This window comes from Halomicrobium zhouii, from assembly GCF_900114435.1.
Taxonomy (GTDB): Archaea; Halobacteriota; Halobacteria; order Halobacteriales; family Haloarculaceae; genus Halomicrobium; species Halomicrobium zhouii.
This window is the reverse complement of the sequence record NZ_FOZK01000003.1, coordinates 577,531-603,517: the sequence shown is the minus strand read 5'-3', so window position 1 is coordinate 603,517 and position 25,987 is coordinate 577,531. Positions and strand designations below refer to the sequence as shown.

Annotated in this window: 26 protein-coding genes and 1 tRNA gene; 16 read left to right on the top strand and 11 right to left on the bottom strand. The window is 67.0% G+C overall.

Annotated features, from left to right (window positions below):
* Nucleotides 1-416: 416 nt before the first annotated feature.
* Both BM337_RS16715 and BM337_RS16710 read right to left on the bottom strand, forming a co-directional pair.
* The gene (locus BM337_RS16715; protein ID WP_089818007.1) at nucleotides 417-830 is read right to left on the bottom strand and encodes a DUF7548 family protein; all 414 of its coding nucleotides are present in this window, start codon (nucleotides 828-830) and stop codon (nucleotides 417-419) included.
* A gap of 59 nt (nucleotides 831-889) precedes the next feature.
* Nucleotides 890-2,860 carry a 3-hydroxyacyl-CoA dehydrogenase/enoyl-CoA hydratase family protein gene (locus BM337_RS16710; protein WP_089818005.1) on the bottom strand — a complete coding sequence of 657 codons (1,971 nt, stop codon included), beginning with the start codon at nucleotides 2,858-2,860 and terminating at the stop codon, nucleotides 890-892.
* A 114-nt stretch (nucleotides 2,861-2,974) separates the two neighbouring features.
* Between BM337_RS16710 and BM337_RS16705 the strand changes: the two genes are divergently transcribed.
* Complete coding sequence (locus tag BM337_RS16705; RefSeq protein WP_089818002.1) at nucleotides 2,975-4,132, top strand: acyl-CoA dehydrogenase family protein; 1,158 nt, start codon at nucleotides 2,975-2,977, stop codon at nucleotides 4,130-4,132.
* Between the two features lie 45 nt (nucleotides 4,133-4,177).
* Here the strand turns inward: BM337_RS16705 and BM337_RS16700 are convergent, their stop codons facing one another.
* Nucleotides 4,178-4,771: a DNA-3-methyladenine glycosylase family protein gene (locus tag BM337_RS16700; protein ID WP_089818000.1), complete on the bottom strand. Its 594-nt coding sequence runs from the start codon at nucleotides 4,769-4,771 to the stop codon at nucleotides 4,178-4,180.
* A gap of 258 nt (nucleotides 4,772-5,029) precedes the next feature.
* Between BM337_RS16700 and cysE the strand changes: the two genes are divergently transcribed.
* Nucleotides 5,030-5,590, top strand: a complete 561-nt coding sequence (cysE, locus tag BM337_RS16695; protein WP_089817998.1) for a serine O-acetyltransferase — start codon at nucleotides 5,030-5,032, stop codon at nucleotides 5,588-5,590.
* A gap of 46 nt (nucleotides 5,591-5,636) precedes the next feature.
* On the opposite strand, the gene BM337_RS16690 is transcribed toward cysE, so the two are convergent.
* The gene (locus tag BM337_RS16690) at nucleotides 5,637-6,992 is read right to left on the bottom strand and encodes an ATP-grasp domain-containing protein (protein WP_089817996.1); all 1,356 of its coding nucleotides are present in this window, start codon (nucleotides 6,990-6,992) and stop codon (nucleotides 5,637-5,639) included.
* A 174-nt stretch (nucleotides 6,993-7,166) separates the two neighbouring features.
* On the opposite strand from BM337_RS16690, the gene BM337_RS16685 reads away from it, so the two are divergent.
* From BM337_RS16685 to BM337_RS16660, 6 genes are all read left to right on the top strand, one after another.
* Nucleotides 7,167-8,186, top strand: a complete 1,020-nt coding sequence (locus tag BM337_RS16685; protein ID WP_089817994.1) for a succinylglutamate desuccinylase/aspartoacylase family protein — start codon at nucleotides 7,167-7,169, stop codon at nucleotides 8,184-8,186.
* 164 nt (nucleotides 8,187-8,350) lie between these two features.
* Nucleotides 8,351-9,871 carry a sensor histidine kinase gene (locus tag BM337_RS16680; RefSeq protein WP_089817992.1) on the top strand — a complete coding sequence of 507 codons (1,521 nt, stop codon included), beginning with the start codon at nucleotides 8,351-8,353 and terminating at the stop codon, nucleotides 9,869-9,871.
* A 138-nt stretch (nucleotides 9,872-10,009) separates the two neighbouring features.
* Nucleotides 10,010-10,408 (top strand): succinate dehydrogenase, cytochrome b556 subunit, encoded by a 399-nt coding sequence (sdhC, locus tag BM337_RS16675; protein WP_089817990.1) that lies wholly within the window; start codon nucleotides 10,010-10,012, stop codon nucleotides 10,406-10,408.
* Complete coding sequence (locus BM337_RS16670) at nucleotides 10,409-10,774, top strand: succinate dehydrogenase hydrophobic membrane anchor subunit (protein ID WP_089817988.1); 366 nt, start codon at nucleotides 10,409-10,411, stop codon at nucleotides 10,772-10,774.
* Nucleotides 10,775-10,777: 3 nt separating this feature from the next.
* Nucleotides 10,778-11,680 carry a succinate dehydrogenase/fumarate reductase iron-sulfur subunit gene (locus BM337_RS16665; protein ID WP_089817986.1) on the top strand — a complete coding sequence of 301 codons (903 nt, stop codon included), beginning with the start codon at nucleotides 10,778-10,780 and terminating at the stop codon, nucleotides 11,678-11,680.
* Between the two features lie 3 nt (nucleotides 11,681-11,683).
* The gene (locus BM337_RS16660) at nucleotides 11,684-13,510 is read left to right on the top strand and encodes an FAD-binding protein (RefSeq protein WP_089817984.1); all 1,827 of its coding nucleotides are present in this window, start codon (nucleotides 11,684-11,686) and stop codon (nucleotides 13,508-13,510) included.
* Nucleotides 13,511-14,129: 619 nt separating this feature from the next.
* On the opposite strand, the gene BM337_RS16655 is transcribed toward BM337_RS16660, so the two are convergent.
* Nucleotides 14,130-14,214: transfer RNA gene (locus tag BM337_RS16655), tRNA-Leu, on the bottom strand.
* A gap of 132 nt (nucleotides 14,215-14,346) precedes the next feature.
* Here BM337_RS16655 and BM337_RS16650 point away from each other — a divergent pair.
* The 3 genes from BM337_RS16650 to BM337_RS16640 all read left to right on the top strand — a co-directional run bounded on the left by BM337_RS16650 (nucleotide 14,347) and on the right by BM337_RS16640 (nucleotide 16,742).
* Nucleotides 14,347-14,892 carry a helix-turn-helix domain-containing protein gene (locus tag BM337_RS16650; protein ID WP_089817982.1) on the top strand — a complete coding sequence of 182 codons (546 nt, stop codon included), beginning with the start codon at nucleotides 14,347-14,349 and terminating at the stop codon, nucleotides 14,890-14,892.
* An 84-nt stretch (nucleotides 14,893-14,976) separates the two neighbouring features.
* Nucleotides 14,977-16,107, top strand: coding sequence for an acyl-CoA dehydrogenase family protein (locus BM337_RS16645; protein ID WP_089817980.1), 1,131 nt, complete (start codon nucleotides 14,977-14,979; stop codon nucleotides 16,105-16,107).
* Between the two features lie 101 nt (nucleotides 16,108-16,208).
* Entirely contained in the window at nucleotides 16,209-16,742 is a 534-nt protein-coding gene (locus BM337_RS16640) for an HAD family hydrolase (RefSeq protein WP_089817978.1), read from the top strand.
* A gap of 24 nt (nucleotides 16,743-16,766) precedes the next feature.
* Here BM337_RS16640 and BM337_RS16635 read toward each other — a convergent pair whose 3' ends face one another.
* Nucleotides 16,767-17,000, bottom strand: a complete 234-nt coding sequence (locus BM337_RS16635) for a DUF5822 domain-containing protein (protein WP_089817976.1) — start codon at nucleotides 16,998-17,000, stop codon at nucleotides 16,767-16,769.
* Nucleotides 17,001-17,128: 128 nt separating this feature from the next.
* On the opposite strand from BM337_RS16635, the gene panB reads away from it, so the two are divergent.
* Complete coding sequence (panB, locus tag BM337_RS16630; protein ID WP_089817973.1) at nucleotides 17,129-17,935, top strand: 3-methyl-2-oxobutanoate hydroxymethyltransferase; 807 nt, start codon at nucleotides 17,129-17,131, stop codon at nucleotides 17,933-17,935.
* Here the strand turns inward: panB and BM337_RS16625 are convergent.
* The gene (locus BM337_RS16625) at nucleotides 17,918-18,709 is read right to left on the bottom strand and encodes an alpha/beta fold hydrolase (protein ID WP_089817971.1); all 792 of its coding nucleotides are present in this window, start codon (nucleotides 18,707-18,709) and stop codon (nucleotides 17,918-17,920) included. The genes panB and BM337_RS16625 overlap by 18 nt on opposite strands.
* Before the next feature lie 149 nt (nucleotides 18,710-18,858).
* On the opposite strand from BM337_RS16625, the gene BM337_RS16620 reads away from it, so the two are divergent.
* Both BM337_RS16620 and BM337_RS16615 read left to right on the top strand, forming a co-directional pair.
* Entirely contained in the window at nucleotides 18,859-19,110 is a 252-nt protein-coding gene (locus BM337_RS16620; protein ID WP_089817969.1) for a DUF7127 family protein, read from the top strand.
* Nucleotides 19,110-21,389, top strand: coding sequence for a CDC48 family AAA ATPase (locus BM337_RS16615; RefSeq protein ID WP_089817967.1), 2,280 nt, complete (start codon nucleotides 19,110-19,112; stop codon nucleotides 21,387-21,389). Before BM337_RS16620 ends, BM337_RS16615 begins: the two co-directional genes overlap by 1 nt.
* A 289-nt stretch (nucleotides 21,390-21,678) precedes the next feature.
* Here the strand turns inward: BM337_RS16615 and BM337_RS16610 are convergent, their stop codons facing one another.
* Both BM337_RS16610 and bcp read right to left on the bottom strand, forming a co-directional pair.
* The gene (locus tag BM337_RS16610) at nucleotides 21,679-22,392 is read right to left on the bottom strand and encodes a class I SAM-dependent methyltransferase (RefSeq protein ID WP_089817965.1); all 714 of its coding nucleotides are present in this window, start codon (nucleotides 22,390-22,392) and stop codon (nucleotides 21,679-21,681) included.
* A gap of 394 nt (nucleotides 22,393-22,786) precedes the next feature.
* Entirely contained in the window at nucleotides 22,787-23,242 is a 456-nt protein-coding gene (gene bcp, locus BM337_RS16605) for a thioredoxin-dependent thiol peroxidase (RefSeq protein WP_089817963.1), read from the bottom strand.
* Nucleotides 23,243-23,324: 82 nt separating this feature from the next.
* Between bcp and BM337_RS16600 the strand changes: the two genes are divergently transcribed.
* Both BM337_RS16600 and BM337_RS16595 read left to right on the top strand, forming a co-directional pair.
* Complete coding sequence (locus BM337_RS16600; protein WP_089817961.1) at nucleotides 23,325-23,885, top strand: DUF420 domain-containing protein; 561 nt, start codon at nucleotides 23,325-23,327, stop codon at nucleotides 23,883-23,885.
* Between the two features lie 39 nt (nucleotides 23,886-23,924).
* Entirely contained in the window at nucleotides 23,925-24,257 is a 333-nt protein-coding gene (locus tag BM337_RS16595) for a hypothetical protein (protein WP_089817957.1), read from the top strand.
* On the opposite strand, the gene BM337_RS16590 is transcribed toward BM337_RS16595, so the two are convergent.
* Both BM337_RS16590 and purF read right to left on the bottom strand, forming a co-directional pair.
* Nucleotides 24,254-24,451 (bottom strand): XapX domain-containing protein, encoded by a 198-nt coding sequence (locus tag BM337_RS16590; protein ID WP_089817955.1) that lies wholly within the window; start codon nucleotides 24,449-24,451, stop codon nucleotides 24,254-24,256. The two genes, BM337_RS16595 and BM337_RS16590, sit on opposite strands and share 4 nt — an antisense overlap.
* An 85-nt stretch (nucleotides 24,452-24,536) precedes the next feature.
* Entirely contained in the window at nucleotides 24,537-25,979 is a 1,443-nt protein-coding gene (gene purF, locus BM337_RS16585; RefSeq protein WP_089817953.1) for an amidophosphoribosyltransferase, read from the bottom strand.
* Nucleotides 25,980-25,987: the final 8 nt, after the last annotated feature.

Here is a 25,987-nt window from a genome sequence, read left to right as displayed (position 1 = left end):
CTAACACCCAGAAAGCCCTCGCGGCGCTCGCCCTTTCAGTCAGCCAGGCACCGCAGCCCTGCCCTTCCCATGGCCGCGAGAGCCTCGCTTTCGCTCGGCTACTCGCTCCCGGCCGGGCGGGTGCGGAGCGGGCAGGAAGCGTGTCGCGCCGCCAGGCGCGACCGGGGAGGTTTGGTGGTCCCAATCGCGAGCGCGTTTTATCGCGCGAGCGAGGCTGTGCCTGGAGGACTGAAAGGGCGAGGTGCGGTCGACGACGTCCGAACCCGCAAGCACGCGAGGCACGAGCGCGCACAGCGGGTTCGCACGAGTCGAGCGCGCCGAGGGCTTTCGAGGTGTTGTCGTTACCAGTCGCGTCACCAGTTCGAAACCTACCAAACGATACCCCTACACACTGTACTGATCACGAATCGACGTATTCAGAAAATCCGTAGCGCGCGGGCGTACCAGACAGCGCTCACCGGCACTCCCAGACTCGTCAGGACGAGCGCTGTCCGGTGGTACTCGAGTATCGTGGACATCGAGAACTCCAGGAGCGGGTTCCCGGGGAGAGTGACGGCCCACAGCAGCGAGATGACGAACATGAACAGCCCGAGGACCAGCGCTGCGCCGGCGACCAGGTCGGGCGGTGACCGGCCCTGCCGGCCGGCGGCGAAGACCATGACGGCGACGAGTGCGAACAGCCCGACGACGAGTGGGTTGACGGCGCCGCTGGCGTAGTACGTGGCGACAGCGCTCCCGGCGTCGACGAGCGCGTACGGAATCGTCAGCACGAAGAGGACGAGCGCCGAGGCGACGATACCGACGGACGGGGCGAGTCGCGTGGCCTCCATACCGCAACCTGTGCGAGGGCGGGTCTTAACGACGGCGTTCTCGGGTCGCTACGCTCGCCTCACTTCCCTTCGAACTCGGGTTCGCGGTCCTCCTGGAACGCGGCCATCCCCTCCCACATGTCGTCGGTGGTGAACAGATGACCGAAGGCGAAGTTCTCGACTTCGAGCCCGGCGTCGGTGTCGTCCCGGCCGGCGTGCATCGCCATCTTGGTGAACTTCTGGGCGACCGGCGGGCCGGCGGCCAGGTCGCTGGTCAGCTCCGCGACGCGGGCTTCGAACTCGTCGTTCGCGACGACCTCGTTGACGAAGTCGTAGTCGTACATCGTCTCGGGGTCGTAGTCCCGGCGCGCCGTGAAGATGATCTCCTTGGCCCGTCCCTCGCCGACGATGGCGCGGAGCCGCTGGGTGCCACCCCAGCCGGGCAAGAGGCCGAGGTTGTGCTCGGGCTGGCCGAACTGCGCGCGCTCGCTCGCGATCCGTATGTCGGCGGCGGTCGCGAGTTCCATGCCGCCGCCGAGGCAGTAGCCGTCGATCGCCGCGACGACGGGCTTCGGGCACTCCTCGAACCGACCGAACGTCTGCTGGCCCTTCCGGGACAGTTCCTGGGCCTCGATGCCGCTCCCGGCCGCAGCGGTCGAGGCGTCGAACCCGGCCGAGAAGGCCCGGTCGCCGGCGCCGGTCAGGAGGACCGCGCGGACGTCCTCGTCGGCCTCGAACTCGTCTATCGCGGCGTCGATCTCGTCGAGCATCTCCAGCGTGATGGTGTTCATCCGGTGGGGACGGTCGATCTCTACCCGTCCGACGCGTTCTTCGACGGAGACGGTGATGGTCTCGAACTCGCGGTCTCGGCCTCCGGACTCCTCGGTCCCGTAGAAGCCGCCCGACTCGGCGACTTCGCGCAGGTAGTCGGCGGCCTCGTAGCGCGGGTGATCGTGTCGCTCGTGCCACTCATCGAGCGTCTCGACGAGGTCAGCCAGGCCGTGCTCGTCGGCCATCTTCGCGGGTCCTTGCGGCCAGCCGAGGCCGAGCATGACCGCCTCGTCTATCTCTGCGGGGTCGGCGACGTCCTCGTCGACCAGCTTCGCGACCTCGTTGGCGGTCACGGCGACGAACAGCGACTGGAGGTCTTCGCGGCCCTCGTCGCGGGGGATCTGGACGCCCTCGCCCCCGTCGTAGTCGTAGAAGCCTTTCCCGCTCTTCGTGCCGAACTCCTCTGCCTCGACCTTCTCCCGGAGCAGTGGACAGGGCTCGTAAGCGCGGCCCAGCTCGCCGTTAACGTACTCGAGAACGTCGAAGGAGACGTCGAGACCGACGTAATCGGAGAGCTCGAACGCGCCCATCGGCAGGCCCATGTCGTGTTTCGTCGTCGCGTCGACCTCGGCGATCGTCGCCTCGTCCTCGGAGACGAGCCACGCGGCCTCGTTCATCTGCGGGACGGCGATGCGGTTGACGATGAAGCCGGGCGAGTCCTTGCGGACGCGGACCGGCGTCTTGCCGAACGCCTCGGCGAGTTCCTCGACGGCGTCGAGCGTCTCGTCGCTCGTGTGGGCGCCGGAGATGACCTCGACGAGCTGCATCCGGACCGGCGGGTTGAAAAAGTGCATGCCGCAGAACTGCTCGGGGCGCTCTGTGACTTCCGAAAGTTCGGTGATAGAGAGACTGGAAGTGTTGGTCGCGAAGATGGCCTCGTCGGGAGCGTGTTCCTCGACGTCGGTGTAGACGTCTTTCTTGATCTCCATCTTCTCGGGGACGGCCTCGACGACGACGTCGGCGTCGCCGACAGCTTCTTCCAGGTCGACCAGTGGCGTCACCCGGTCGAGGGCCGCCTCGGCCTCCTCCTCGGTGATCTGGTCCTTCTCGGCCAGTTTGTCGAGGGACCACTCGATGCTGTCGTAGCCGTCCTGGACGAACTCGTCCTCGATGTCGCGCATCCGGACGTCGTAGCCGGCCAGCGCCGCCACCTCGGTGATGCCGTGTCCCATGTTACCGGCGCCGAGTACCGCGACGGTGTCGATGTCCTCGAAGTCCATGTCACTGATTTCCACTCCCGGGAGCCGTTTCAACGTTTCTCTCGGGAAACAACAACGATCGAGTTTATTCAAGATTAAAAACCATTATGCCTGGGCATCGATAACAAAGACCACATGGAGTTCGCTCTCTCTGACGAACAACGGCAGGTGCGCGAGGAGGTCCGCCGCTTCGCGGAGAACGAGATCGCCCCCGTCGCACGGGAGCACGACCGGGGGGAGACGTATCCTCGAGACATCGTCGATCAGGCCGCTGAACTCGGACTGACCGGCGCGAACATCCCGGTCGAGTACGGCGGCGTCGGCTACGACACGCTCACCAACGCGATAATCGCCGAGGAACTGTTTGCCGTCGACCCCGGCATCGGGCTGTGCGTCCAGTCCGCGGCGTTCGGCTCGGACGCGATCATCGGCTTCGGGACGGAGGACCAGAAGGAACGCTTCCTCGAACCCGTCGCGACCGGCGAGGCCGTCATGGGCGCCGCGATCTCCGAGCCCCACGCCGGGTCGGACGTCTCCTCGGTGTCGACGGCCGCGGAGAAGGAGGGAGACGAGTGGGTGATCGACGGATCCAAGATGTGGATCACGAACGGCTCCGTCGGCGACTTCTTCGTCGTCCTCTGCCAGACCGACCCGGACGCCGAGGGCCGGTACAACGGCTTCTCACAGATCGTCGTCGAGTCGGATCGCGACGGCTTCGAGGCCGAGAAGATCACCGGCAAGATGGGGATCCGGGCCTCCGACACGGCCGAACTCGTCTTCGACGGCGTCCGCGTGCCCGAGGAGAACCTGATCGGCACGCCGGGGGCCGGCTTCCTCCAGTTGATGCAGTTCTTCGACGAGACCCGGACCGGCGTCGCCGCCCAGGCCGTCGGCATCGCGAAGGGTGCCGCCGAGCGCGCGCTGGAGTACGCCCAGGAGCGCGAGCAGTTCGGCCGGTCCATCAGCGAGTTCCAGGCCATCCAGCACAAACTCGCGGAGATGCACACCCGGACGGAGGCCGCCAGGCTGCTCACCTACAGGTCCGCCTGGAGCGTCGATTATTCGGACGACGACCTGACGATGCTCGCCTCGATGGCCAAGGAGTTCGCCTCGCAGGTCGCCGTCGACGTCGCCGACGAAGCCCTCCAGATCCACGGTGGCGCGGGCTACGTCGACGACTTCGACGTCGAACGCCTCTACCGCGACGCCAAGATCACCCAGATCTACGAGGGGACGAGCGAGATACAGAAGAACATCGTCGCCCGCGAGTTGCTCGGCAAGGGGATGGTCTGAGCGGCCGTTCCGTCGCGCCGCCGACGGGTCGCTCTCCGCTACCGGCTAGTCCGACTCGTAGGCCGCCCAGATGTACCGCGCCGCGACCGACCGGTAGGGCCGCCACGCTTCGGCGATCTCGCGCATCTCCTCCCGGGTCAGCTCCTCCTCGCCGTCGCCGTACAGCTGTTCGATCCCGCGCCGTATCGCCAGGTCGCCCAGCGGGAGGACGTCCTCGTGTTCCAGGACGAACATCATGTACATCCGGGCGGTCCACTCGCCGACGCCCTTGATCTCGGTCAGCTCGTCGATCACCTCGTCGGGCGTGTGGTCTGCCAGTCCCGCTCGCGTGAGGTCGTTCTCCTGGAACGCTTCGGCGGCGTTGCGCATGTACTCTATCTTCATCCCGGAGAGGCCGGCCTCACCGAGGGCGTCCTCGTCGGCCTCGAGGACGGCTTCGGGCGTCACGTCCTCGTCGAGCAGGTCGAACACGCGCTCCTTGACGGCCGCCGCCGACGCCGTCGAGAGCTGCTGGTTGATGATGGAGACGCACAGCCGCTCGAACTCGGTCCAGTCCGCCTCGGCGTAGGGGTCGTGTTCCTCGAGCAGTTCGGCCATCACGGGGTCCTCCCGCAGTACTGGTTTCGCGTCGTCGATCATTCGAGTAGTGGGAACAGGGGACCGAGGCAGGAAACTCTCTCGGTCCGACCGGCGGCGCCGGACGCATCGACTGCCTTTAAGGTCGTCCAGCGTTGACTTCTGATCATGTCCCACGGGCGCGCGTCACCGTCCGACCGCACCGCCGTCCAGCCAGCCGACGCCGCGTCGGCCGGCTGTTGTCGGTGAACGTCCGCTCTTCTCCGCGCCCGTATCGCCTTCGTCACTATCCACGGTACCCGACTCACACCACCACAATCGATGTTCGACCGACTCAAAACGGACGTTCGAACCGCCACGGAAAACGACCCTGCCGCCACGAGCCCGCTGGCGGTCCTGCTGACCTACTCCGGTCTCCACGCCGTCTGGATCCACCGCGTCGCCCACGCCGCCTGGAACCGGGGACACACCCTCACCGCCCGACTGATCGCCCACTTCGCCCGGTTCGCCACCGGCGTCGAGATACACCCCGGCGCGACGCTTGGGGACCGTGTGTTCATCGACCACGGGATGGGCACGGTCATCGGCGAGACGAGCGTCGTCGGCGACGACGTCCAGATGTACCACGGCGTCACGCTCGGCGGCAAGTCCTCGAACCCCGAGAAGCGCCACCCGACGGTTTGCGACGGCGTCACGCTGGGCGCGGACTCGACGCTCATCGGCGACATCACCGTCGGGACGGAAGCGACCATCGGTGCGGGAGCGGTCGTCGTCGACGACGTCGCACCCGGAACGACGGTCGTCGGCGTCCCGGCCGAACCGGTCGACGAACCGGACGAGGACCTGGGCGACGTCTCCTGTGACGACGCCATTCCGGCCTGAGTGCCGGCAAAATTGCTTCTCTACCGGACTGTGCGTCGGACCGCGCTTACTCCAGTGCTTCTTCTTCCTCTTCGGACTCGGGGACGCTCTCCTCGTCCGCGCGGCGCGTCACGTCGACCTGGTAGTGCTTGAGGATGTCCCGGCCCAGCAGGAGCGGGTAGTCCATGTGGTCGCGGTCCTCGATGCTGGCGGTGACGGTGTGCTGGGTGCCGCCGACGCCGACGACGATGTCGACGACCGGACGGGACCGACCGCTCTTGGAACTCCCGGACTTCACGCGGACGATGTCCTTGATCGGACCCGTCCCGATGCCGGCCGCCAGTTCCGTGTCGATGCTCGTCCGCGTCGCGCCGGTGTCGGACTTGGCCAGCACCGTCTCGGACCCGCGCGTGCCGGAGACGATGACTTCCTCGATGTAGCCGACGGAGACGTTCTCCGACTTCTGGACCTTGTCCTTCGCTGGCATGCTCGACGGCCGCGAGTCGTCGAGGTGCTGGGAGATCCGCCGGACGTCCTCGTCGTCGACCTCGCCGCCGGCGCGCTCGATGGCGAGCTTGGCGATGTAGGGCGCGGGGCTGATACCGGTCGCCTCGAAGAATCCCTTGAATCCTGCCGTCGGGTTCACCTCGAGGACGTAGTAGCCGTCCTCGCCCTCGACGACGTCGACGCCGGCGTAGTCGAGGCCGACGACCTCGGCCGACCGCCTGGCGATTTCGGCCACTTCGCTCGGGAGGTCCTCGCTCATGTCCTCGACGGCGCCGCCGAGGGCGACGTTCGTCCGCCAGTCGCCCTCCGGCGCGTAGCGGTTCATCGCGCCGATGACCTGGCCGTCGACGACGTAGACGCGCAGGTCGTGGTGCTGGGTCTCGTCGCGGTCGATGAACTTCTGCAGGAAGGCGTGTCGTTGCCCGACCTGCGGGTTCAGCGGTTCGTCGAGGTCGACCATCCACGTCCCGCCGCCGTGGGTGCCGATGGCGGTCTTGTAGACGGCGCTCTCACCGAAGCGCTCGCGGCCCGCGTTGAGCCGGTCGCCCGAGAGCGCGAGCAGCGCGTCCGGAACCTGGACGTCCGCCTCGATGAGGGCGGCCGCCGTCGCGAACTTGTGGAGCGCCGTCGCGACGGCCCGCGGCGGATTCAGCATCGGCTGGAGCCGTTCCAGCGTCAGGGCGAGGCCGAGCCCCTCGATGGGCTGTTCGTCGTTCGACAGCAGCATGCGATTGGCGATGACGTCCACGTCCGGTTCCAGCGCGGCGCTCCCGGCGGTGACGTCGACGGCCGTGTTCTCGGTACGGAGCCACTCTGTGTCGTAGCCCAGGTCCTCGGCCGCGTTGAGGATTGCCTTCGTCTCCTTGCTGTTGTGTAGGCTCAAAACACCGACAGTGATGTCGTCAGAAGCGCTCATACGGTAATTACCGCTGGCCACCACAAATTGGTGACGGTCGACTCACGGCGATTGTTCTGATCTCTGACCCGCGATAATCCGAACGAGGGAGCTGATAGCCGGTAAACAGCGACAACAATCACTATCACGCCGTCGTGTCCCACAGGTTAATGTCCTCCACGTCTTTGTGGCGCTATGAGCGAGGCCGACCCGTTCACCTACGACGGTGGCCGGGTGGACCCGGGCGAGACGCAGAACGTCCGGTACACGATAAGCGAGACGTACATGGGGGACCCGGTGCGGATGCCAGTCACCATCGTCAACGGCGAGCAGCCGGGCCCGACGATGTTCCTCTCGGCGGCCGCCCACGGCGACGAGCTCAACGGCGTCGAGGTCGTCCGCGAGGTGGCCCACGAGTGGGACCACGCGGGACTCGAGGGCACGCTCGTCTGCCTGCCCGTGCTGAACGTCCCCGGGTTCATCGCCCAGCAACGCTACTTGCCGATCTACGACCGGGACCTGAACCGGTCGTTCCCGGGCCACGAGACGTCGACGAGCGCCAGGCGGATGGCCCACCGCATCTTCCACAACTTCGTCGAGCCCTGTGACATCGGCCTGGACTTCCACACCTCCACGCGCGGCCGGACGAACATGCTCCACGTCCGCGCGGACATGGACGACCCCGACGTCTCGCGCCTGGCCAACTCGTTCGCCTCGAACGTCATCATCTCCTCTTCGGGTCCGTCGGGGACCCTGCGCCGCGAGGCCTCGGACCAGGCCGTTCCGACCATCACCGTCGAGATGGGGGAGGCCCACCGGTTCCAGCGCGACCTCATCGACCGCGCCCTCGACGGCGTCCGGTCGGTCATGGCCGAGTTCGGACTCGACCCGGACGAGTCGGTCCACTGGCCCGGCTGGCGGACGGTCGTCGACGGTCAGGACGAGAAGACGTGGATCCGCGCCGACGTCGGTGGGCTCGTCGAGATGCACCACGCGCGCGGCGCGTTCGTCCCGGAGGGTGACCCAATCTGTACGATCACGAACCCCTTCAAGACGGAGACGACGACCGTCGAGGCGCCGTTCCCGGGCCTCCTCGTCGGGAGCCTCGAGAACCCGCTCGTCTACCCCGGGAACCCGATCTGTCACCTTGTGGAACTCGACGAGCGGACACAGCGAGCACTCGCGCGCAACGGCGGCGTGAGCGACGGGGACTGATACTGTCGGTTGCACCTCCTTTCAGCGACGACCGACACTACTGGCCGACTCGCCGTTCGACGCTGCCACTCTTCGGTGAGTCGTTCCCGTGGCGAGTGACGGCCAGCGAACCCGCACGTCGTGTAGTCGAAATAACTATTCGTTCCGATCCAGACGTGACGGATATGACCTCGGAGAGCTCGCCCCCACCGCGGGACGCTATCGAGCGGAGCGCTACCGCGCACTGCGTCATCCGGGACGGAACGATCACCTACGCGAACCCGGCGATGGAACGCCTGTTCGGCGCCGGGTCGGGGTCGCTCGTGGGCTCGCGCTTTCCCGACTTCGTCGCCGCCAGCGACCGTGAACGGGTGACCGAGGCGCTGGCGAACGCCGACGACGCGGCGGGCGTCGACGACCCCATCAGGGTCCGGTTCGACCTCGATCGAACCGACGGGAACGCGGCCGGAACCGAGGCCGACGCGGTCGTCGTCGAGAGCGAGTGGACGGTCGGCGAGGGACGCGACGACCGGAGGCTCGTCGGCGCGCTCCGGGACGTCACGGACTCCGTCCGCCGCGACGCGGAACTCGAACGCGAGCGGGAGATGCTCGAGTCCCTGCTCGACAACATCCCGATGTCCATCTACTTCAAGGACCGGCGGAGCCGCCACGAGCGCGTGAGCGCCGCCATGCTCTGTTCGGACCCGGACAGCTACATCACGGGCCCGGAGGGGAAACGGCACGTTCACCCGGCGGATATCGTCGGCAAGACGGACTTCGACCTCTACGACCCGGATCTGGCCGAAGGGGCGGTCGCCCAGGACCGGGCGGTCATGGAGTCAGAGGAGTCGGTGGTCGACGACGTCGTCGAGTCGACGACCAACCTCGGCGAGACGATCTTCACGTCGACGACGAAGGCGCCGCGGTACGACGCGAACGGCGACGTCGTCGGCATCGTCGGGGTGACGATGGACGTCACCGACCGGCTGGTCTACGAGCGGGAACTCGAACGGCAGAACGAGCGCCTCGAAGAGTTCACGGAGGTGCTCGCCCACGACCTGCGGAATCCGCTGAGCGTGGCGACGTCCTGCGTCGGGATGTTTCGGGAGGAATACGACGACCCCACTGCGGAGAAGGCCGAGGCCGCCCTCGACCGGATGTCGACGATGATCTCGAAGCTCCGCACGTTCGTCATCCAGGGCCAGACGGTTGCGTCGCCGGACCCGGTCGACGTCGAGACGGTCGCCCGCGACGCCTGGCGCGCCGTCGAAACGGCCGACGCCAGCCTCGACGTACCGGCGACCCAGACGATCCGCGCGGATCCGGACCGGCTCAGCCGACTGTTCGAAAACGTCTACCGGAACGCGGTGGAGCACGCCGGATCAGGCGTCTCCGTGACCGTCGGTGACCTGGCAGACGGTTTCTACGTCGCCGACGACGGCCCCGGGATCCCGACCGACGCGCGCGAGGAGGTGTTCGATCGCGGGTTCTCGACCAGCGAGGGCGGAACCGGGTTCGGTCTCCCTATCGTCCGGAACATCGCGGAAGCCCACAACTGGTCGGTCGCGGTAACGGACGCCGCGGACGGCGGCGACTCCGGCGGCCGGACCGAGCTTGCGTCTGGCCAGCGCCACGGCGCGGGCGGTGCGCGCTTCGAGTTCACCGACGTCGTGCGCGTGGCCGGCGACGGGTCGAGCGACTGCTGAGACCGCCGATAGGTTATCCCACTGCGTCGTCGATTCGTTCGAAATGCAGGCCAGAAAACACTACTTTGTCCACCTCGTCCGAAAACTCACGCCCCTTTAAGGAAACTTCTATTTATCACCGCTCCAACCCCCAACTGTATGAGCCACTCGTACGACCGCGGCTTTATCGAGGACTTCGGGCGGTGGCGTGAGTTCTCGGCCGGGATGTGGGCGTGGATCTTCCACAAGTTCACCGGCTGGGTACTCATCGGCTACCTCTTTACGCACATCGCGGTCCTGAGTACCGCGACCGCCAGCGACCCGGCGGTGTACACCGACACGTTGCAGGGGCTGGAGGCGCTCGTTATCGTCCGGTTCCTGGAAGTCGGCCTGCTCGCCGTCGCGGTGTTCCACATCCTCAACGGCGTGCGCCTCCTGTTCGTCGACCTCGGCGTCGGCCTGGAGGCCCAGGACCGCAGCTTCTACGCGTCGCTGGTCCTGACCGGCGCCATCACCGTCGCGAGCGTGCCCACGTTCATCGGGGGGGTGCTCGCGTAGATGGCAGAACACTACTCCTCGTTCCAGCGCGGCGGCACGCGCTGGCTGCTCCAGCGGGTCACCGCCGTCTTCCTGATCGGCGTTCTCGCCTTCCACTTCTTCCTGTTGCACTTCGTGAACCACGCCTCGGAGATCACGTTCATGGGCACGCAAGCTCGGATGAGCCAGTTCGGCTACTTCGCGACGATGTGGCTGTTCCTGGTCACCGCGACGTTCCACGGCGTCAACGGCGTCTACAACGCGCTGATCAACCAGGGCCTGGAGGGAACCCGGAAGAACGCAGTCAAGTGGCTGCTCGTCCTAGCCAGCCTGCTACTGATCGCCCAGGGGACCCGCGTCGCTATCGCCATGACGAATCTCGTCTAAACAATGAGCACGCAAACAGAACCCGAATCCGAGACAGAGATCGAAGAGTCAGAGGCCGCCGCGACGGAGACGGAGTCGGCCGTCGAATCGCCCGGTGACCGCCGTCGCCGCGAGAAGCAAGAGCGCGCGACCGAGCGCGAGGCCGAGCGGGCGGAGGCCGAAGAGACGCTCGACGAGGAGGAGACGGTCCAGATCAAGGTGTTCCGCTACGACCCCGAGGTCGAGGGCAAGCAGGAACCACGCTTCGACGACTTCCACGTCCCCTTCTTCAAGGGGATGACCGTCCTCGATGCGCTCATCTACGCGCGCGATACCTACGACTCGTCGCTCACGTTCCGCCACTCCTGTCGACAGGCCGTCTGTGGCTCCGACGCGCTATTCATCAACGGTCGCCAGCGGCTGGCGTGCCAGACGCAAATCGCCGACCTCGATTCGGAAACGGTCCGCGTCGAACCGCTCCCTCACCAGGACGTCGTCAAGGACCTGGTCGTCGACATGGAGCACTTCTACGACCAGATGGACTCGGTCGAGCCGTACTTCGACGCCGACGAACTCCCCGAGGACGACGAGACCCAGCGCCAGACGCCCGAGAACCGCGAGAAGGTGAAGATGTCCACGCGGTGTATCTGGTGTGGCGCCTGCATGTCCTCCTGCAACATCGCCGCCGAGGACAACCAGTACCTCGGCCCGGCCGCGATCAACATGGCCTACCGCTTCGCCATGGACGAACGCGAAGGCGAGATCCGCAAGGAGGACCGGCTGAAGATCGTCGAACAGGAACACGGCGTCTGGCGCTGCCAGACCCAGTTCTCCTGTACCGAGGTCTGTCCGAAAGACATCCCGCTCACCGAGCACATTCAGGAGCTCAAGCGGGAGGCAGTCAAGTCCAACCTGAAGTTCTGGTAACTCATGTACGAACACGACGTCATCGTGGTCGGCGCGGGCGGCGCCGGCCTCCGTGCGGCGATCGCGGCTCACGAGGAAGGCGCCGACGTCGCCCTCGTGACGAAACTCCACCCGGTCCGGAGCCACACGGGCGCGGCCGAGGGCGGTATCAACGCGGCGCTCCACGAGGAGGACTCCTGGGAGCTGCACGCCTACGACACCATGAAGGGGTCGGACTACCTCGCGGACGCCCCCGCGGTCGACACCTTCGCCCGGGACGCCCCCGAAGAGGTCATCAACCTCGAACACTGGGGGATGCCCTTCTCCCGCGAGGAGGACGGCACCGTCTCCCAGCGCCCCTTCGGCGGCCTCTCGCACCCGCGGACGACCTACGCCGGCGCCGAGACCGGCCACCACATGCTGCACACGATGTACCAGCAGGTCGTCAAGCGCGGCATCGAGGTGTACGACGAGTGGTACGTCACCAACCTGGCCGTCACCGACCACGACGACCCCGAGGACCGCCAGTGTCACGGCGTCGTCGCCTACGAGATCGCCACTGGCGAGATCGAGGGCTTCCGCGCCAACGACGGCGTCATCCTCGCCACCGGCGGCCCGGGCCAGGCCTTCGACCACACCACGAACGCCATCGCCAACACCGGCGACGGCGCCGCGATGGCCTACCGCGCCGGCGTCCCGATGGAGGACATGGAGATGATCCAGTTCCACCCGACGACGCTCCCGAGCACGGGCGTCCTCATCTCCGAGGGGGTCCGCGGCGAGGGCGGCATCCTCTACAACGACGAGGGCGAGCGCCTGATGTACGAGTACGGCTACGCGAACAACGCCGGCGAACTCGCCTCACGCGACGTCGTCGCCCGCGCCGAGCTGACGGAAGTCAACGAGGGCCGGGGCATCGAGGACGAGTACGTCGACCTCGACATGCGCCACCTCGGCGAGGACCGCATCCTCGACCGCCTGGAGAACATCCTCCACCTCGCGGAGGACTTCGAGGGCGTCGACGGCCTCGAGGAGCCGATGCCGGTCAAGCCCGGCCAGCACTACGCCATGGGCGGCGTCGAGTGCGACGAGAACGGCGAGACCTGCATCGACGGCCTCTACGCCGCCGGCGAGACCGCCTGCGTCTCGCTCCACGGCGCCAACCGCCTCGGCGGAAACGCCCTGCCCGAACTGCTCGTCTTCGGCGCCCGCGCCGGCCACCACGCCGCCGGCCGGGACATGAAAGAGGCCGAAATCCAGACCGGCTACTCGGCCAAGAGCGAGGACGGCGACGTCGAACCGCCGGTCGAACCCGGTGCGGTCGGCGCGAGCGGTGAGGACGCCGCCGCCGACGGGGCGGTGGTCGACGCCGACCAGGTTCTCGAGCACACAATCGAGCGCGAGCGCCAGCGCATCGAGGACCTGATGGAGGGCGACGGCCTCAACCACGCCGAGGTCCGCTCGGAGGTCCAGGAGTCGATGACGGCCAACGTCAACGTCTTCCGCCAGGAGGAGAACCTCCGTGAGGCCCTGCGCGACATCCGACACGCGCGCGAGCGCTACGAGGACGTCTCCGTCTCCGACCCATCGCGCACGTACAACACCGACCTCATCCACACCATCGAGACGCGCAACGTCCTCGACGTCGCCGAAGCCATCGCGCTGGGCGCGCTTGCCCGACGCGAGTTCCGCGGCGCCCACTGGCGCGCGGAGTATCAGGAACGGCGCGACGAGGACTGGATCAAGCACACGATGCTCGCCTGGAACGACGGAACCCCTGAACTGTACTACAAGCCCGTCCTGCTGGAGAGCCAGTGGAAGGAGTACGAGCCGAAGGAACGCTCCTACTGAGCCGCCGCCGTCGACTTTTCTCGCCGTTCGCCGTCGCTCCCCGGAGAGCCATCATTCGTACGTGCACACTCGTGCGAACGATCGCCGACCACCGCTGGCGCTATCGAGTGACGAAAGTAGGAAAGGTGGGTGGGTGGGTGGGGTGGCACCGGGATGGTGCCTATCGAAAACTGGTGGCTGCACGATTAAAACCGTTGTGGCCGATTATCGGATCTGGTTTGATGGGTAGCGCGAAGATCGGTTCGAGAATGCGGTCATAGGCAGTATAGGCCAAATCTGTACGCAACTACCTCGAATTATCACTGGTGATTCTCTGGGGGAGGAACATTCGTACGAATCGCCACGCTGGTGACCCGGTTCGTGACGGCGTTCGCAATCGCTGGCGCGATTGCTCACCGGACGAAGACGTTCCTGCTCGGGCCGTCGGCCCTGCGCGGGCTGCGACTTCCAGGGTTCGCAATCGCTGGCGCGATTGCTCACCGGCGGACCCTTACGGGACAGCGTCCTCTGTCGATGGTCTCGCCAGTCTGTAGTTTGCGTCGGTAGGAATTGTGCGTGGGTGCTGATCCCGGGTAGGGACAACACCTGCATCGTTCTCGGCGGGTGTGCCGCCGTGCGATGCGTGGGACCGGATTTGAACCGGCGGACCCCTACGGGACAGCGCCCTCAACGCTGCGCCGTTGGCCTGGCTTGGCTACCCACGCTCGCTGTCTCTCTGCACTCTGTGCTATCCGACGGTTGGATAAAAGCGCTTTCGTTTGCGTGTCCGGACGGCACTCGTTCGCACCCGCTCGTGAAGCGCGTGTTTCAAATAGACACGGGACCCAAAGCGGCCCATGGCCAAGTACTCCACCGGTAGTGGCGGTGGGAGCGAGAGCGACAGTTGCGAACTCTGTGGCGCGGACGGCGTCGATCTCCAGACGGGGACCGTCGCCGGCGCGACCCTGCAACTCTGTTCGGACTGCGTCACCCACGGCGACGACGCCCAGTCGCGCCGTTCGGGCGGCGGAGGCGGCGGGGGCGGTGGACAGTCCAGTGGCGGACAGCCCGGTAGCGGGAGCGAGTCGGACCGACGCCGGCGCGCCGCCCGCAACGCCGCGCGGATGCGCGACGCCCAGCAGGCCGACAGCTCCCACTGGGAGGACGGCGCGGACTACGACGACGACCAGCTTCCCTACCTCGTCAGGGACTACGGCGAGCGCGTGACCGAGGCGCGCCAGGACGCGGGCCTCCAGACCCAGGAGCTTGCCGACGAGATCGACGTCGACGAGTCGGACCTGCTCGCCGTCGAACAGGGCCGCGCGACCAAGGCCGGCGTCGGCGGCTCCGTCATCGGCGCGCTCGAGAAGCGCCTCGACGTTCAGCTCGCCGAAGATACCTGAGCGGGCGGACGAGCTCGGTACCTCCACGGGCCCGGACCGTTTCGACGGGCCCACACCTTTTGCGGAGGCCGTCGTAGGCCAGCTATGGATCTGTCGCCCGAGCAGGCGGCGATACGCGAGACCGTCCGCGAGGTCGCCGTCGAGGAGATACGGCCGACGGCCGCCGAGTGCGACCGGGAGGAGCGGTTCCCCGAGGACGTCTGGGACGCACTCGCCGAGTTGGACCTGACCGGACTGACGGTGCCGGAACAGTACGGCGGCTTCGACGCCGACCGGCGGACGTACGCGCTCGTCAACGAGGAGGTGGCCTACGGCTCGCTCGCCGTCGCGACGGCGCTGTCGGTGCACTGTCTGGCCACCTCCTGCGTCGCGGAGTTCGGCGACGAGGAGCTGCGCGAGGAGTGGCTCCCGGAGATGGTCGACGGCCGCCCGGTCGGCGCGTTCGCCCTCTCCGAACCCGGCGCGGGGTCGAACCCGCGGGAGATGAGCACCGTCGCGCGGCGCGACGGGGACGAGTACGTCCTCGACGGCGAGAAGCAGTGGATCACGAACGGGGAGCGCTCGGGCGTGCTGGTCGTCTTCGCCAGGACTGACCCCGGCGACCCCGATTCGATAACGCAGTTCCTCGTCCCGAAGGAGACGGACGGGCTGTCCGTCGGCGACCCGGAAGACAAACTCGGCCTGCGCGCGAGCGACACGACGAGCCTGACATTCGACGGCGTCAGGATTCCCGAACGGTACCGGCTGACCGACGAGGGCGACGGGCTGGCCGCGGCGCTCTCGATTCTCACGGGCGGGCGCGTCGGCATCGCTGCGCAGTCCGTCGGCCTTTCCCAGGCGGCCCTGGACGAGGCAGTGGAGTACGCGCAGGACCGCGAGCAGTTCGACGGCCCCATCGCGGATATCCAGAGTATCCGGCACAAACTCGCGGAGATGTGGACGACGGTCCGCGCCGGCCGCCTCCTCACCTGGGACGCCGCGCGGGCGATGGACGCCGGCGAGAACGCCCGTGGCCTCGCGAGTATGGCGAAGTCCTTCGCGACGGAGGGTGCGATGGACGTCAGCAACGAGGCCGTCCAGATCCACAGCGGCTACGGCTACGTCTCCGAGTTCCCCGTCGAACGGTTCTACCGCGACGCGAAGGTGACGACCATCTACGAGGGGACTACCCAGATCCAGCGGAACGTAATCGCCAGGGAGCTACTGGAGGACTGAGCGGCCCACGCGGTCCGGCGGGGAATCCAGGCGGGAGCCCGGGCGGTGAGGCGGGCCGGCTAACCGACGCTCATTTGACGGCCCGCCGACTATCCACGGGCGTGACAGCAGCCGACTACGACGCCGTCGTCTACGACCTGGACGGGACGCTCGTGCGCCTCGACGTCGACTGGGACTCGGTGGCCCGGGACGTGGACGCGGCGCTGGCCGACCACGATATCGACACCGACGGCCACGACCTCTGGGACGTGCTCGAACGCTCCGTCGAGACCGGTCACCGGGACATCGTCGAGGAGGCCATCGCGGCCCACGAGCGAGACGGCGCGGAGACGGCGTCGATACTGGCGCTCGCCGAGGACCTGCCCCACGAGGTGCCCGTCGGCGTCGTCTCGCTCAACTGCGAGGACGCCTGCCGGCGCGCGCTCGACCGCCACGACCTGGCCGACCACGTCGACGTCGTGATCGGTCGCGACACCGTCGGGACGTTCAAGCCCGACCCCGAACCGCTGCTGGCCGCGGTCGAGGAACTCGGTAGCGAGCCGTCGCAGGCGCTGTTCGTCGGCGATTCGGAGAGCGACAGGACGACGGCGGAACGGGCCGGGACGGACTTCCAGTGGGTCCGGGACCGCGTCTAAATTTTCGGGTCCGGACCTGCAGCCTCAGTCCTGGTACTTCTTCGCGTAGCCGAAGGCGCTCGCGGCGGTCAGAAACCAGACGACGGCGCCGACGCGGATGGCGAACTCCGCGCGCGCACCCCAGGTCGGCAGTTCCGTCCCGAGCGAGAGCACGGCGACCAGCGGCGCACCGACCAGTATCGTCACGACGAAGGTGACCTGCATCACCCACCCGAAGTCGACGCCCTCTGGGTCGGTCCGCTCTACCTGCTCGGGCATACGGCCACACTCGTCGTTCCGGCGGTAATCAGTTACGGATGGCGTCGGCGCGTCACGTGTCGCCGGAGCGCCCCGTCGGCCGCGGTTCCATGACAGTGTTTAACCAGTCGCCCGCCGCAGACGGGGGTATGCGGGCCAAAGACATCCGGGCAAAGGCCGGCGAGGAGCCGGTGACGATGCTCACAGCTTACGACGCGCCCACCGCGAGAATCGTCGACGAGGCCGGGACGGACGTCGTCCTGGTCGGCGACTCGATGGGGAACCTCCGCCTCGGCCACGACTCGACGCTGCCGGTGACCGTCGACGAGATGGCCAGCGCGACGGCAGCGGTCGCCCGAGTGGTCGAGGACGCCTTCGTCCTGGCGGACATGCCCTTCCTCTCGTTCGGCGCGGACGAGGCCGCGGCGATCGAGAACTGCGGCCGGATGGTCAAGGAGGCCGGGGCCGACGGCGTGAAACTCGAGTGTGGCCCCCACACCGTCGACCTGACGCGGCGGCTGACACAACTCGGCGTCCCCGTTCAGGCCCACCTCGGCCTGACACCCCAGCACGAGAACGAGACCGGCCTCTTCCGGCAGGGGACCGAGGAGGAGACAGCCCAGGAGATACTGGACCTCGCGCGCGAGCACGAGGACGCGGGCGCGTTCTCGCTCGTCCTCGAACACGTCCCGGCCAACCTCGGCGCCGCCGTCACCGATGCCATCGACATCCCCACCATCGGCATCGGCGCTGGACCGGACTGCGACGGACAGGTGCTGACTGTGGACGAAGTGGTCGGACTCACGGAGGGCGCCGCGCCGTTCTCGAAGCGCTTCGGCGACGTCCGCGGCGAGATGGAACGCGCCGTCGGCGACTACCTCGACGCCGTCGAGAGCGGGGAGTTCCCGGCCGACGAGCACAGCTACGTCGAGGACGAGCTAGACGACCTCTACTGAGTCGAGGAAGTCTGCGACCGCCTCGTCGAACTCGTCCGGTCGCTCGACCATCGCCAGGTGCGCCGCGTCGGGGACGGTCTCGAACTGCCCGTTCCACACGTTATCGGCCAGATACTCGTGGTACTCCGGCGGGGTTAGCTGGTCGTACTCGCCGCAGACGGCGAGCGTCGGAACGCCGATTCTGTCCAGCCTGTCGCGGACGTCGAACGCGTGGCAGGTCAGGAAGTCCCGCCGGGTAATCCGCTGACCGACGTTCCGCATCTCCGCCTTCGACCGTTCGACGGTCTCTGCGCCCGCGTCGTGAAACAGGCGGTCGTCGCCGTGGAGGAAGTCGACGGCCCGCCCGAAGTCCTGGGCGAGTAACTCCCGGAGGTGCTCGTGGACGGTGAGCCTCGCACCCGTTCCGGCGAGAACGAGTGCCGACGGTGAAACCACGCCGTCGAGGACGGCCTGGAGGACGACTGCGCCGCCGAGCGAGTTCCCGACGAAGACGTCGGCGTTCGTTTCCCTGGCAACCGCCGTGACGTCCGCAACGTACGCTGTGAGCGTCTCCGGGCCGGGGTCGGTGTCGACGTCCACACTGTCGCCGTGGCCGCTCAGGTCGACTGCAGCGGCCGGGTGGCGAGGTCCGTCGGGGCCGTACTGGTGTGCCCACGCGCGATGCGTCGCGCCGCTGCCGTGGACGTAGAGGATCGTAGCGTCACCGACCGATTCGCCGGCGCCGCTCGTCCGGCGAAACGCCGTGGTCCGGCCGTCGTGGGCGACGGTGTCCATACCTGTCGTTCGAAAGCAGCACTGATAAGCGCCGGGCGGTCGAACCGATCGGTGTGAACCGCTTTCAGTCATCTTCCGCGTGATCCCGACAACGGGTGGTGTTCGGCGGCGCAAACTTTAAATACTCTCGGTGTTTACTATTGGTTAGTATGAATGGAAACCAGCAGCTCGTCGACGACGCGCCGGTGCGCCGATTCGAGTACGACGACGGTACGAGAGTACTCGCGGCAGACCTCGGCGTCGCCGGTGACGCCTCCGTCGACGTCGTCGACGAGACGGCCATCGTCGTCTCCGGGTCCGACCAGTACGACCTGGCGCTCCCTGCAGGCGACGCGCAAGCGTTTATCAAAAACGGGGTCCTCACTGTCGAAGTGACGAGCGACTCCGAGGAGGCCCACTAATGAAACTCACTGTCAAACCACTCAAGCAGAAGGACGCCGGTCGTGGGCTCGCCGCCATCGACCGGGGCGCGATGAACGAGATGGACCTGGAGAACGGTGACTACATCGTCATCGAGGGCGGCGAGAACCGCGTCGTCGCACGCGTCTGGCCCGGCTACCCCGAGGACGAGGGCCGGGGCGTCGTCCGCATCGACGGCCAGCTCCGCCAGGAGGCCAACGTCGGCATCGACGACAACGTGAACGTCGAGAAGGCGGACGTCCAGGTCGCCAAGGCCGTGACGGTCGCCCTCCCCCAGAACCTCCGCGTCCGGGGCAACGTCGGCCCGATGATCCGCAACAACCTCAGCGGCCAGGCCGTCACGCAGGGACAGACCGTGCCCGTGAGCTTCGGCCTCGGCCCGCTCTCGAGCATGAGCGGACAGAAGATTCCCCTCAAGATCGCCGAGACCGAACCCGAGGGGACGGTCGTCGTCACGGACCAGACCGACATCGAGGTCTCCGAACAGCCCGCCGAGCAGATCAGCGGCGGCCCCGGTCGCGGTGGCGGGGGCGGTGACCGCGAGACGCCCGACGTCGCATACGAGGACATCGGTGGCCTCGACGACGAACTCGAACAGGTCCGCGAGATGATCGAGCTCCCGATGCGCCACCCCGAGCTGTTCCAGCAGCTCGGCATCGAGCCGCCGAAGGGCGTGCTCCTCCACGGTCCGCCGGGTACCGGGAAGACGCTGATGGCCAAGGCCGTCGCCAACGAGATCGACGCGTACTTCACGACCATCAGCGGCCCGGAGATCATGTCGAAGTACTACGGGGAGTCCGAAGAGCAGCTCCGCGAGGTCTTCGAGGAGGCCGAGGAGAACGCCCCCGCCATCGTCTTCATCGACGAGATCGACTCCATCGCGCCCAAGCGCGGCGAGACCCAGGGCGACGTGGAACGCCGCGTCGTCGCACAGCTGCTCTCGCTGATGGACGGCCTCGAGGAGCGCGGACAGGTCATCGTCATCGGCGCCACCAATCGCGTCGACGCCATCGACCCGGCGCTGCGCCGCGGTGGCCGCTTCGACCGCGAGATCGAGATCGGCGTCCCGGACAAGGAGGGCCGCAAGGAAGTCCTGCAGGTCCACACCCGCGGGATGCCTCTGGCCGAGGGGATCGACCTCGACGCGTACGCCGAGAGCACCCACGGCTTCGTCGGCGCCGACCTCGAACAGCTGACGAAAGAGAGCGCGATGAACGCGCTCCGTCGCATCCGGCCCGAACTCGACCTCGAATCGGACGAGATAGACGCCGAGGTGCTGGAACGGCTGGAGGTCAGCGAGGACGACTTCAAGGACGCGATGAAGGGCATCTCGCCCTCGGCGCTCCGCGAAGTGTTCGTCGAGGTCCCGGACGTCTCCTGGGAGGACGTCGGTGGCCTGGAGGACACCAAGGAACGCCTCCGCGAGACGATCCAGTGGCCACTCGAGTACCCCGACGTGTTCGAGGCGATGGACCTCAACGCCGCCAAGGGCGTCCTGCTGTACGGCCCGCCGGGGACCGGGAAGACGCTCCTGGCCAAGGCCGTCGCCAACGAGGCCCAGTCGAACTTCATCTCCGTGAAGGGGCCCGAACTGCTGAACAAGTTCGTCGGCGAGTCCGAGAAGGGCGTCCGCGAGGTCTTCGAGAAGGCCCGCGAGAACGCCCCGACCGTGATCTTCTTCGACGAGATCGACTCCATCGCCGCCGAACGTGGTGGCACGAGCACGGACTCGGGCGTCGGCGAACGCGTCGTCTCCCAGCTCCTGACGGAGCTCGACGGCCTCGAAGAGATGCAGGACGTCGTCGTGGTCGCCACGACCAACCGACCCGACCTCATCGACTCGGCGCTCATCCGCCCCGGTCGCCTGGACCGTCACGTCCACGTGCCGGTGCCGGACGAGGAGGCCCGCAGGGCCATCTTCCAGGTCCACACCCGGAACAAGCCCCTGGCCGACGGCGTCGACCTCGACCAGCTCGCCCGTCGCACCGAGGGCTACGTCGGCGCGGACATCGAGGCCGTCACCCGCGAGGCCTCCATGGCCGCGACCCGCGAGTTCGTCAACAGCGTCGACCCCGAGGAGATCGGTGACACGGTCTCGAACGTTCGTATCACGATGGACCACTTCGAGCACGCCCTCGACGAGGTCGGCCCCAGCGTCGACGAGGAGGTCCGCGAGCGCTACGAGGAGATCGAGAAGCGCTTCGACCACAACGAGGCCGGTATCGGCGACGAGGAGACGGTCGGCCGGACGTTCCAGTAGTCCCTTTTTACTTTCGTTCGAGAGAGCTTCGCTCTCTCGTGATGACGAAAGAGCGCTCCGCGCTCTTTCGAACCACCTCGGGTGTCCTCGGGGCGCTTCGCGCCCCTGTGGGCACCTCTCGTCGTAAAAATCTACGCTACCAACGTCCTTCTCGCTCGGCTTCGCCTCGCGAGAAGTGAAACCGCGTCTTCGCGAACGGAGTGAGCGAAGGCTCGAAAGATGCTGCGCATCTTTCGGCGACCTTCGGTCGCGGTCTGCTCGTTTCACCGCTTCCGCGACCGCCCCGCCACTATCGTTTTTCCAACGCCGCCCGGTAACTGACCGGGTCGAACGGTCGTCGTACCTCGCACACTTTCCAGCCAGTAGCGTCTGCTGCCTCGCGCAATTTGGCGGGGCTGAACAGTCTGAAGTAGAGCGCCTCGTCCACCTCGTCCTCGTACTCGAACCACTGAACGCGATGAGCGAGGCCCGGCGTCGGATCGTCCCGAAATCCGAGCAGGTCCTCGATGCCGTCGGCACCTGGGTCGTAGCTGTGAACGACGGCGGTGGCGTCGGGCGTCGTGACGTGGGCGAGGTCGGCGAGGAACGTCCGGAGGCCCTGCATGGAACCCGCGAGGCACAGCTGGGTCCCGAGGGCGAGGGCCGACTGGAACCGTCCTGCCTCGAACTGCTCGCGGAGTTCGAACATGTTCCCACGCCGAGCGTCCTCGACGCCCCGGGACGCCATCGTCTCGACGAGGTGGTCGCTGACCTCGATAGCCACCGTCTCGAAGCGGTCCTGAAAGTGAAGCGCGTCCCGGCCGGCGCCGGCACCCAGATCCAGCAGTGGCCCGTCCAGCCACAATTCGAGCCAGGAGCCGTAGTCGCTCTCGGCGTCGAACTCGCCGAAGTAGAACGCCTCGATGGGGTGTTCGAGGACTTGCTCCCCGTCGCGCTGCAGCAGCGGCTCGTTCTGCTCGTCCCGGTCCCAGTCGCGGATCGCGCGGCCGAAGGCGTCCGGCATGCGTCGAACGTCGGGCCGGGGATTTGTGTGCGTTATTGTGACGAGGTACCGAGACTCACTGGGGTGGGCTGCCTTCGTGACCTTCAATTGTATTAGGGATATTCAGCCGTTCCCAACCGGTTCATGGCCGTTTAGGGAAGGACGTATATACTGGCGGTGTGTGATAACAGGTAACATGCCAGAGTGCGACGACTGCGGTGCCACCGTGTCGGAGGTATGGCGCCACAGCGAACGATCAGAATCGATGACGCACCGAACGATCAGGTGGACCTGCCGGGAGTGCAATCCCGACGTCGACAGACCGATAGCGCCGCTCACCGGCGCTACCGTTGGTTCACGCGGTAGCAACGGCCGCCAGCCGTCGGACTGAGGGTTCGAGAAAACCCCGGACCGTTCAGTCCAGGTCGTCGAGGAGTTCCTCGGCGTGGCCTTCCGGGTCGACGTCCTCGTAGACGTGCGTTATCGTCCCGTCCGTCCCGACGACGTACGTGTTCCGGAAGACGCCGTCGAAGGTGTCGCCGAACATGTTCTTCTCGCCGTAGCTGTCGTAGGCGCTGGCCACCTCGCCGTCCTCGTCGGAGAGCAGCGGGAAGGACAGGTCGTACTCCTCGGCGAACGCCGCCAGGTCGGCGACCGGGTCGTCGCTGATGCCCAGGACCGCGACGTCTCGTGCCTGGAACTCAGCCAGGGTGTCGCGGAAGCCGGCGGCTTCGGTCGTACAGCCGGGTGTGTCGGCGCGCGGGTAGAAGTAGAGGACGACGCGCTGGTCGGCGTAATCCGAGAGGGCGACGGGCTCGCCCTCCTGGTCGGTCAGTTCGAACTCGGGAGCGACTTCGCCGGTGTCGAGCATGGTGGCCGTCGGGACGCGCGGGACAAAACGCTGGCCATCCCGAGAAGGAAACCGGCTTGTCTCCCGACGGCCACCACCCACTATGGAGCTGCAGGTCCGCGACCGGATTCCGTCGCTGACTGCCCTGCTTACGATCGTGTCGCTCGCCCTCGTCGTCGGTGCCGTCCGCGGCTACGTTCCGGCCGCGGTCCTTCCCCGCGCACCCGAGGTCGTCCTCGACGCGATTCCGCCGGTCAACGCCGCGATCAGTGCGCTCGCCATCGTCGTCGTCCTGTCTGGGCTACGCGCGATCAAGCGAGGGAACGTCGACCGCCACCGCCGCCTGATGCTCACCGGATTCGGCCTCTTCCTGGCCTTCCTGGTGCTCTACCTCTACCGCGTCTCGCTCGTCGGCCCCACCCACTTCGCCGGCCCGGGGTGGGTCGAGACGTCCCTCTACCTCCCGATCTTGGTCGTCCACATGGGACTGGCCATCGTCTGTCTCCCCCTGCTGTACTACGTCCTGTTGCTCGCCTACAGTTATCCCGTCGCCGAACTCCCCGCCACGAACCACCCCCGCGTCGGCCGCGTCGCGGCCGTCCTCTGGCTCGTCTCCTTCGCGCTGGGCATCGTCGTCTACCTGCTCCTGTACGTGGTCTACTGAGCCGGAACGCTCATTACGTGCGATACTGACCCCGTTGACATGGTCGGTACAGTCGCGCTCGGCACTGTCGCCGTGAGTCTCGTCTTCTTCGGCGGTTTCACTGCGGTTCTCGTCGCGGTGTTTCGCACCCTCGAACGTGACCGGTATCGAACCACGGGACGACGAAAACTCGCCCGTAGCTCCTTCGGCTTCGGCGCGGTGGCCTCATTCACGACGCTCGTCGCGCTGTCGACGACGTTCGTGCTCGACATCCGGAGCGTCTTCGGATTCGACGCGATGCTGGCCGGCGTCGGTGCAGTAACCGTCGCCGCCGTCCCGCTCACGCTCGGCCTCGTGCTCGCTCTCGACGGGGAGAAATTCGACTGGTACTAGACGAGCTCGTTCAGCATTCCCAGCAGGTCGACGCCGACGTCGGCCCACTCCACGAGTTTGTACCCCAGGTAGATGCCGACGATGCCGAGGATGCCGGCGAGGTTCGGCGGTGCCGGGATCGGGATCTGGAGCGTTCGGAACAGTGCGCCGGCGACCAGACCGGTCAGGAGCGCCAGCACGAGTTCGAGGTTCATGTGATCGAAGGGACGGGGACGGGCCACTCAAAATTTCGCACTGTCGGGCACGTCCACCCGCCGAACGTGTTGGTCCGGGAGCGATCTAATCGTCGGCGCTGACTTCACCGCCGCCGATGACTGGCCGCTGAACGTCCCGGTCCGTCTCCTCGCCCTCGATCTCGTAGGGATACTCGCCAGTGACACAGCCGAGACAGAGGTCCGACTCGCTCGTCTCCAGGGCGCCTGCGACGGCGTCGATGGAGAGGTACGACAGCGAGTCGGCACCGATCTCCTCGCGTATCTCGTCGACCCCTTTCTCGGCGCCGATCAGTTCCTCGCGGGTCGCCATGTCGATGCCCATGTAACAGGGTGCCAGGATCTTCGGTGCGCCGATGCGGACGTGGACGGCCTCGGCCCCGGCGTCCCTGAGCAGTTCGACGAGCTGGTTGGAGGTGGTGCCGCGGACGATGGAGTCGTCGATGATAGTGACGGTTCGCCCCTCGATGGTGGACTTGATCGGGTTGAGCTTCAGCCGGACGGCCCGCTCGCGCTCGTCCTGGGTCGGCATGATGAACGTCCGGCCGACGTACCGGTTCTTCATCAGTCCCTCGGCGAACTCGATGTCTCTGCCGGCGTCCTGGGCCGCCTCGGCGTAGCCCGAGGCGAACGCGCGCCCGGAGTCGGGCACGGGCAGGACGACGTCGGATTCGATGCCCGATTCCTCCCAGAGCGACCGGCCCAGCTCCCGCCGGACGTCGTACACCAGCTTCTCGTCGATGGTGGAGTCCGGCCGCGCGAAGTAGACGTGTTCGAAGAAGCAGTGGGCCGTGTTCTCCTGCTCGATGAGCTGGTAGGTGTCGTAGCCCGACCCGTCGTCGTGGAGGACGACGAGTTCGCCCGGTCGGACGTCCCGGACGAGTTCTCCGTCGAGGGTGTCGATCGCGGCGGACTCGGAGGCGAGCACGTAGCCGTCCTTCAGTTCGCCGATACAGAGCGGGCGATTGCCCTCGGGGTCGCGCACGCCCATCACGGTCTCGTCGTGCATGATGGTCAGCGAGTACGAGCCGTGGATCCGGGACATCGTCCGCTTGACCGCACGGACGAGGTCGGCCTCGAGGAGGTTGCGCGCCAGGTCGTGGGCGATGACTTCCGTGTCGCCGTCGCTCGTGAACGCGTGGCCCAGTTCCGCGAGTTCCTCGCGAATCTCGCCGGCGTTGACGAGGTTCCCGTTGTGCGAGAGCCCGAGCGAGCCGGACTTGAACGAGACGGAGAAGGGCTGGGCACACGAGGAGTCGACGCTCCCTGCGGTGGGATAGCGGACGTGACCGATGCCGTTGGCGCCGTTCAGCGACGCCAGGTCGTCGGGTGCGAACGCGTCCCCGACGAGCCCCATCTCGACGTGGTCGTGCTGCTGGAACCCGTCGTGGGTGATGATGCCCGCCGACTCCTGGCCGCGGTGCTGGAGGGCGTACAGAGAGTAGTAGAGAGGTCGGGCGGCGTCTCGGTCGTCAAGTGCGATGCCGACGACGCCGCACTTTTCGTGCATAGTGTGGA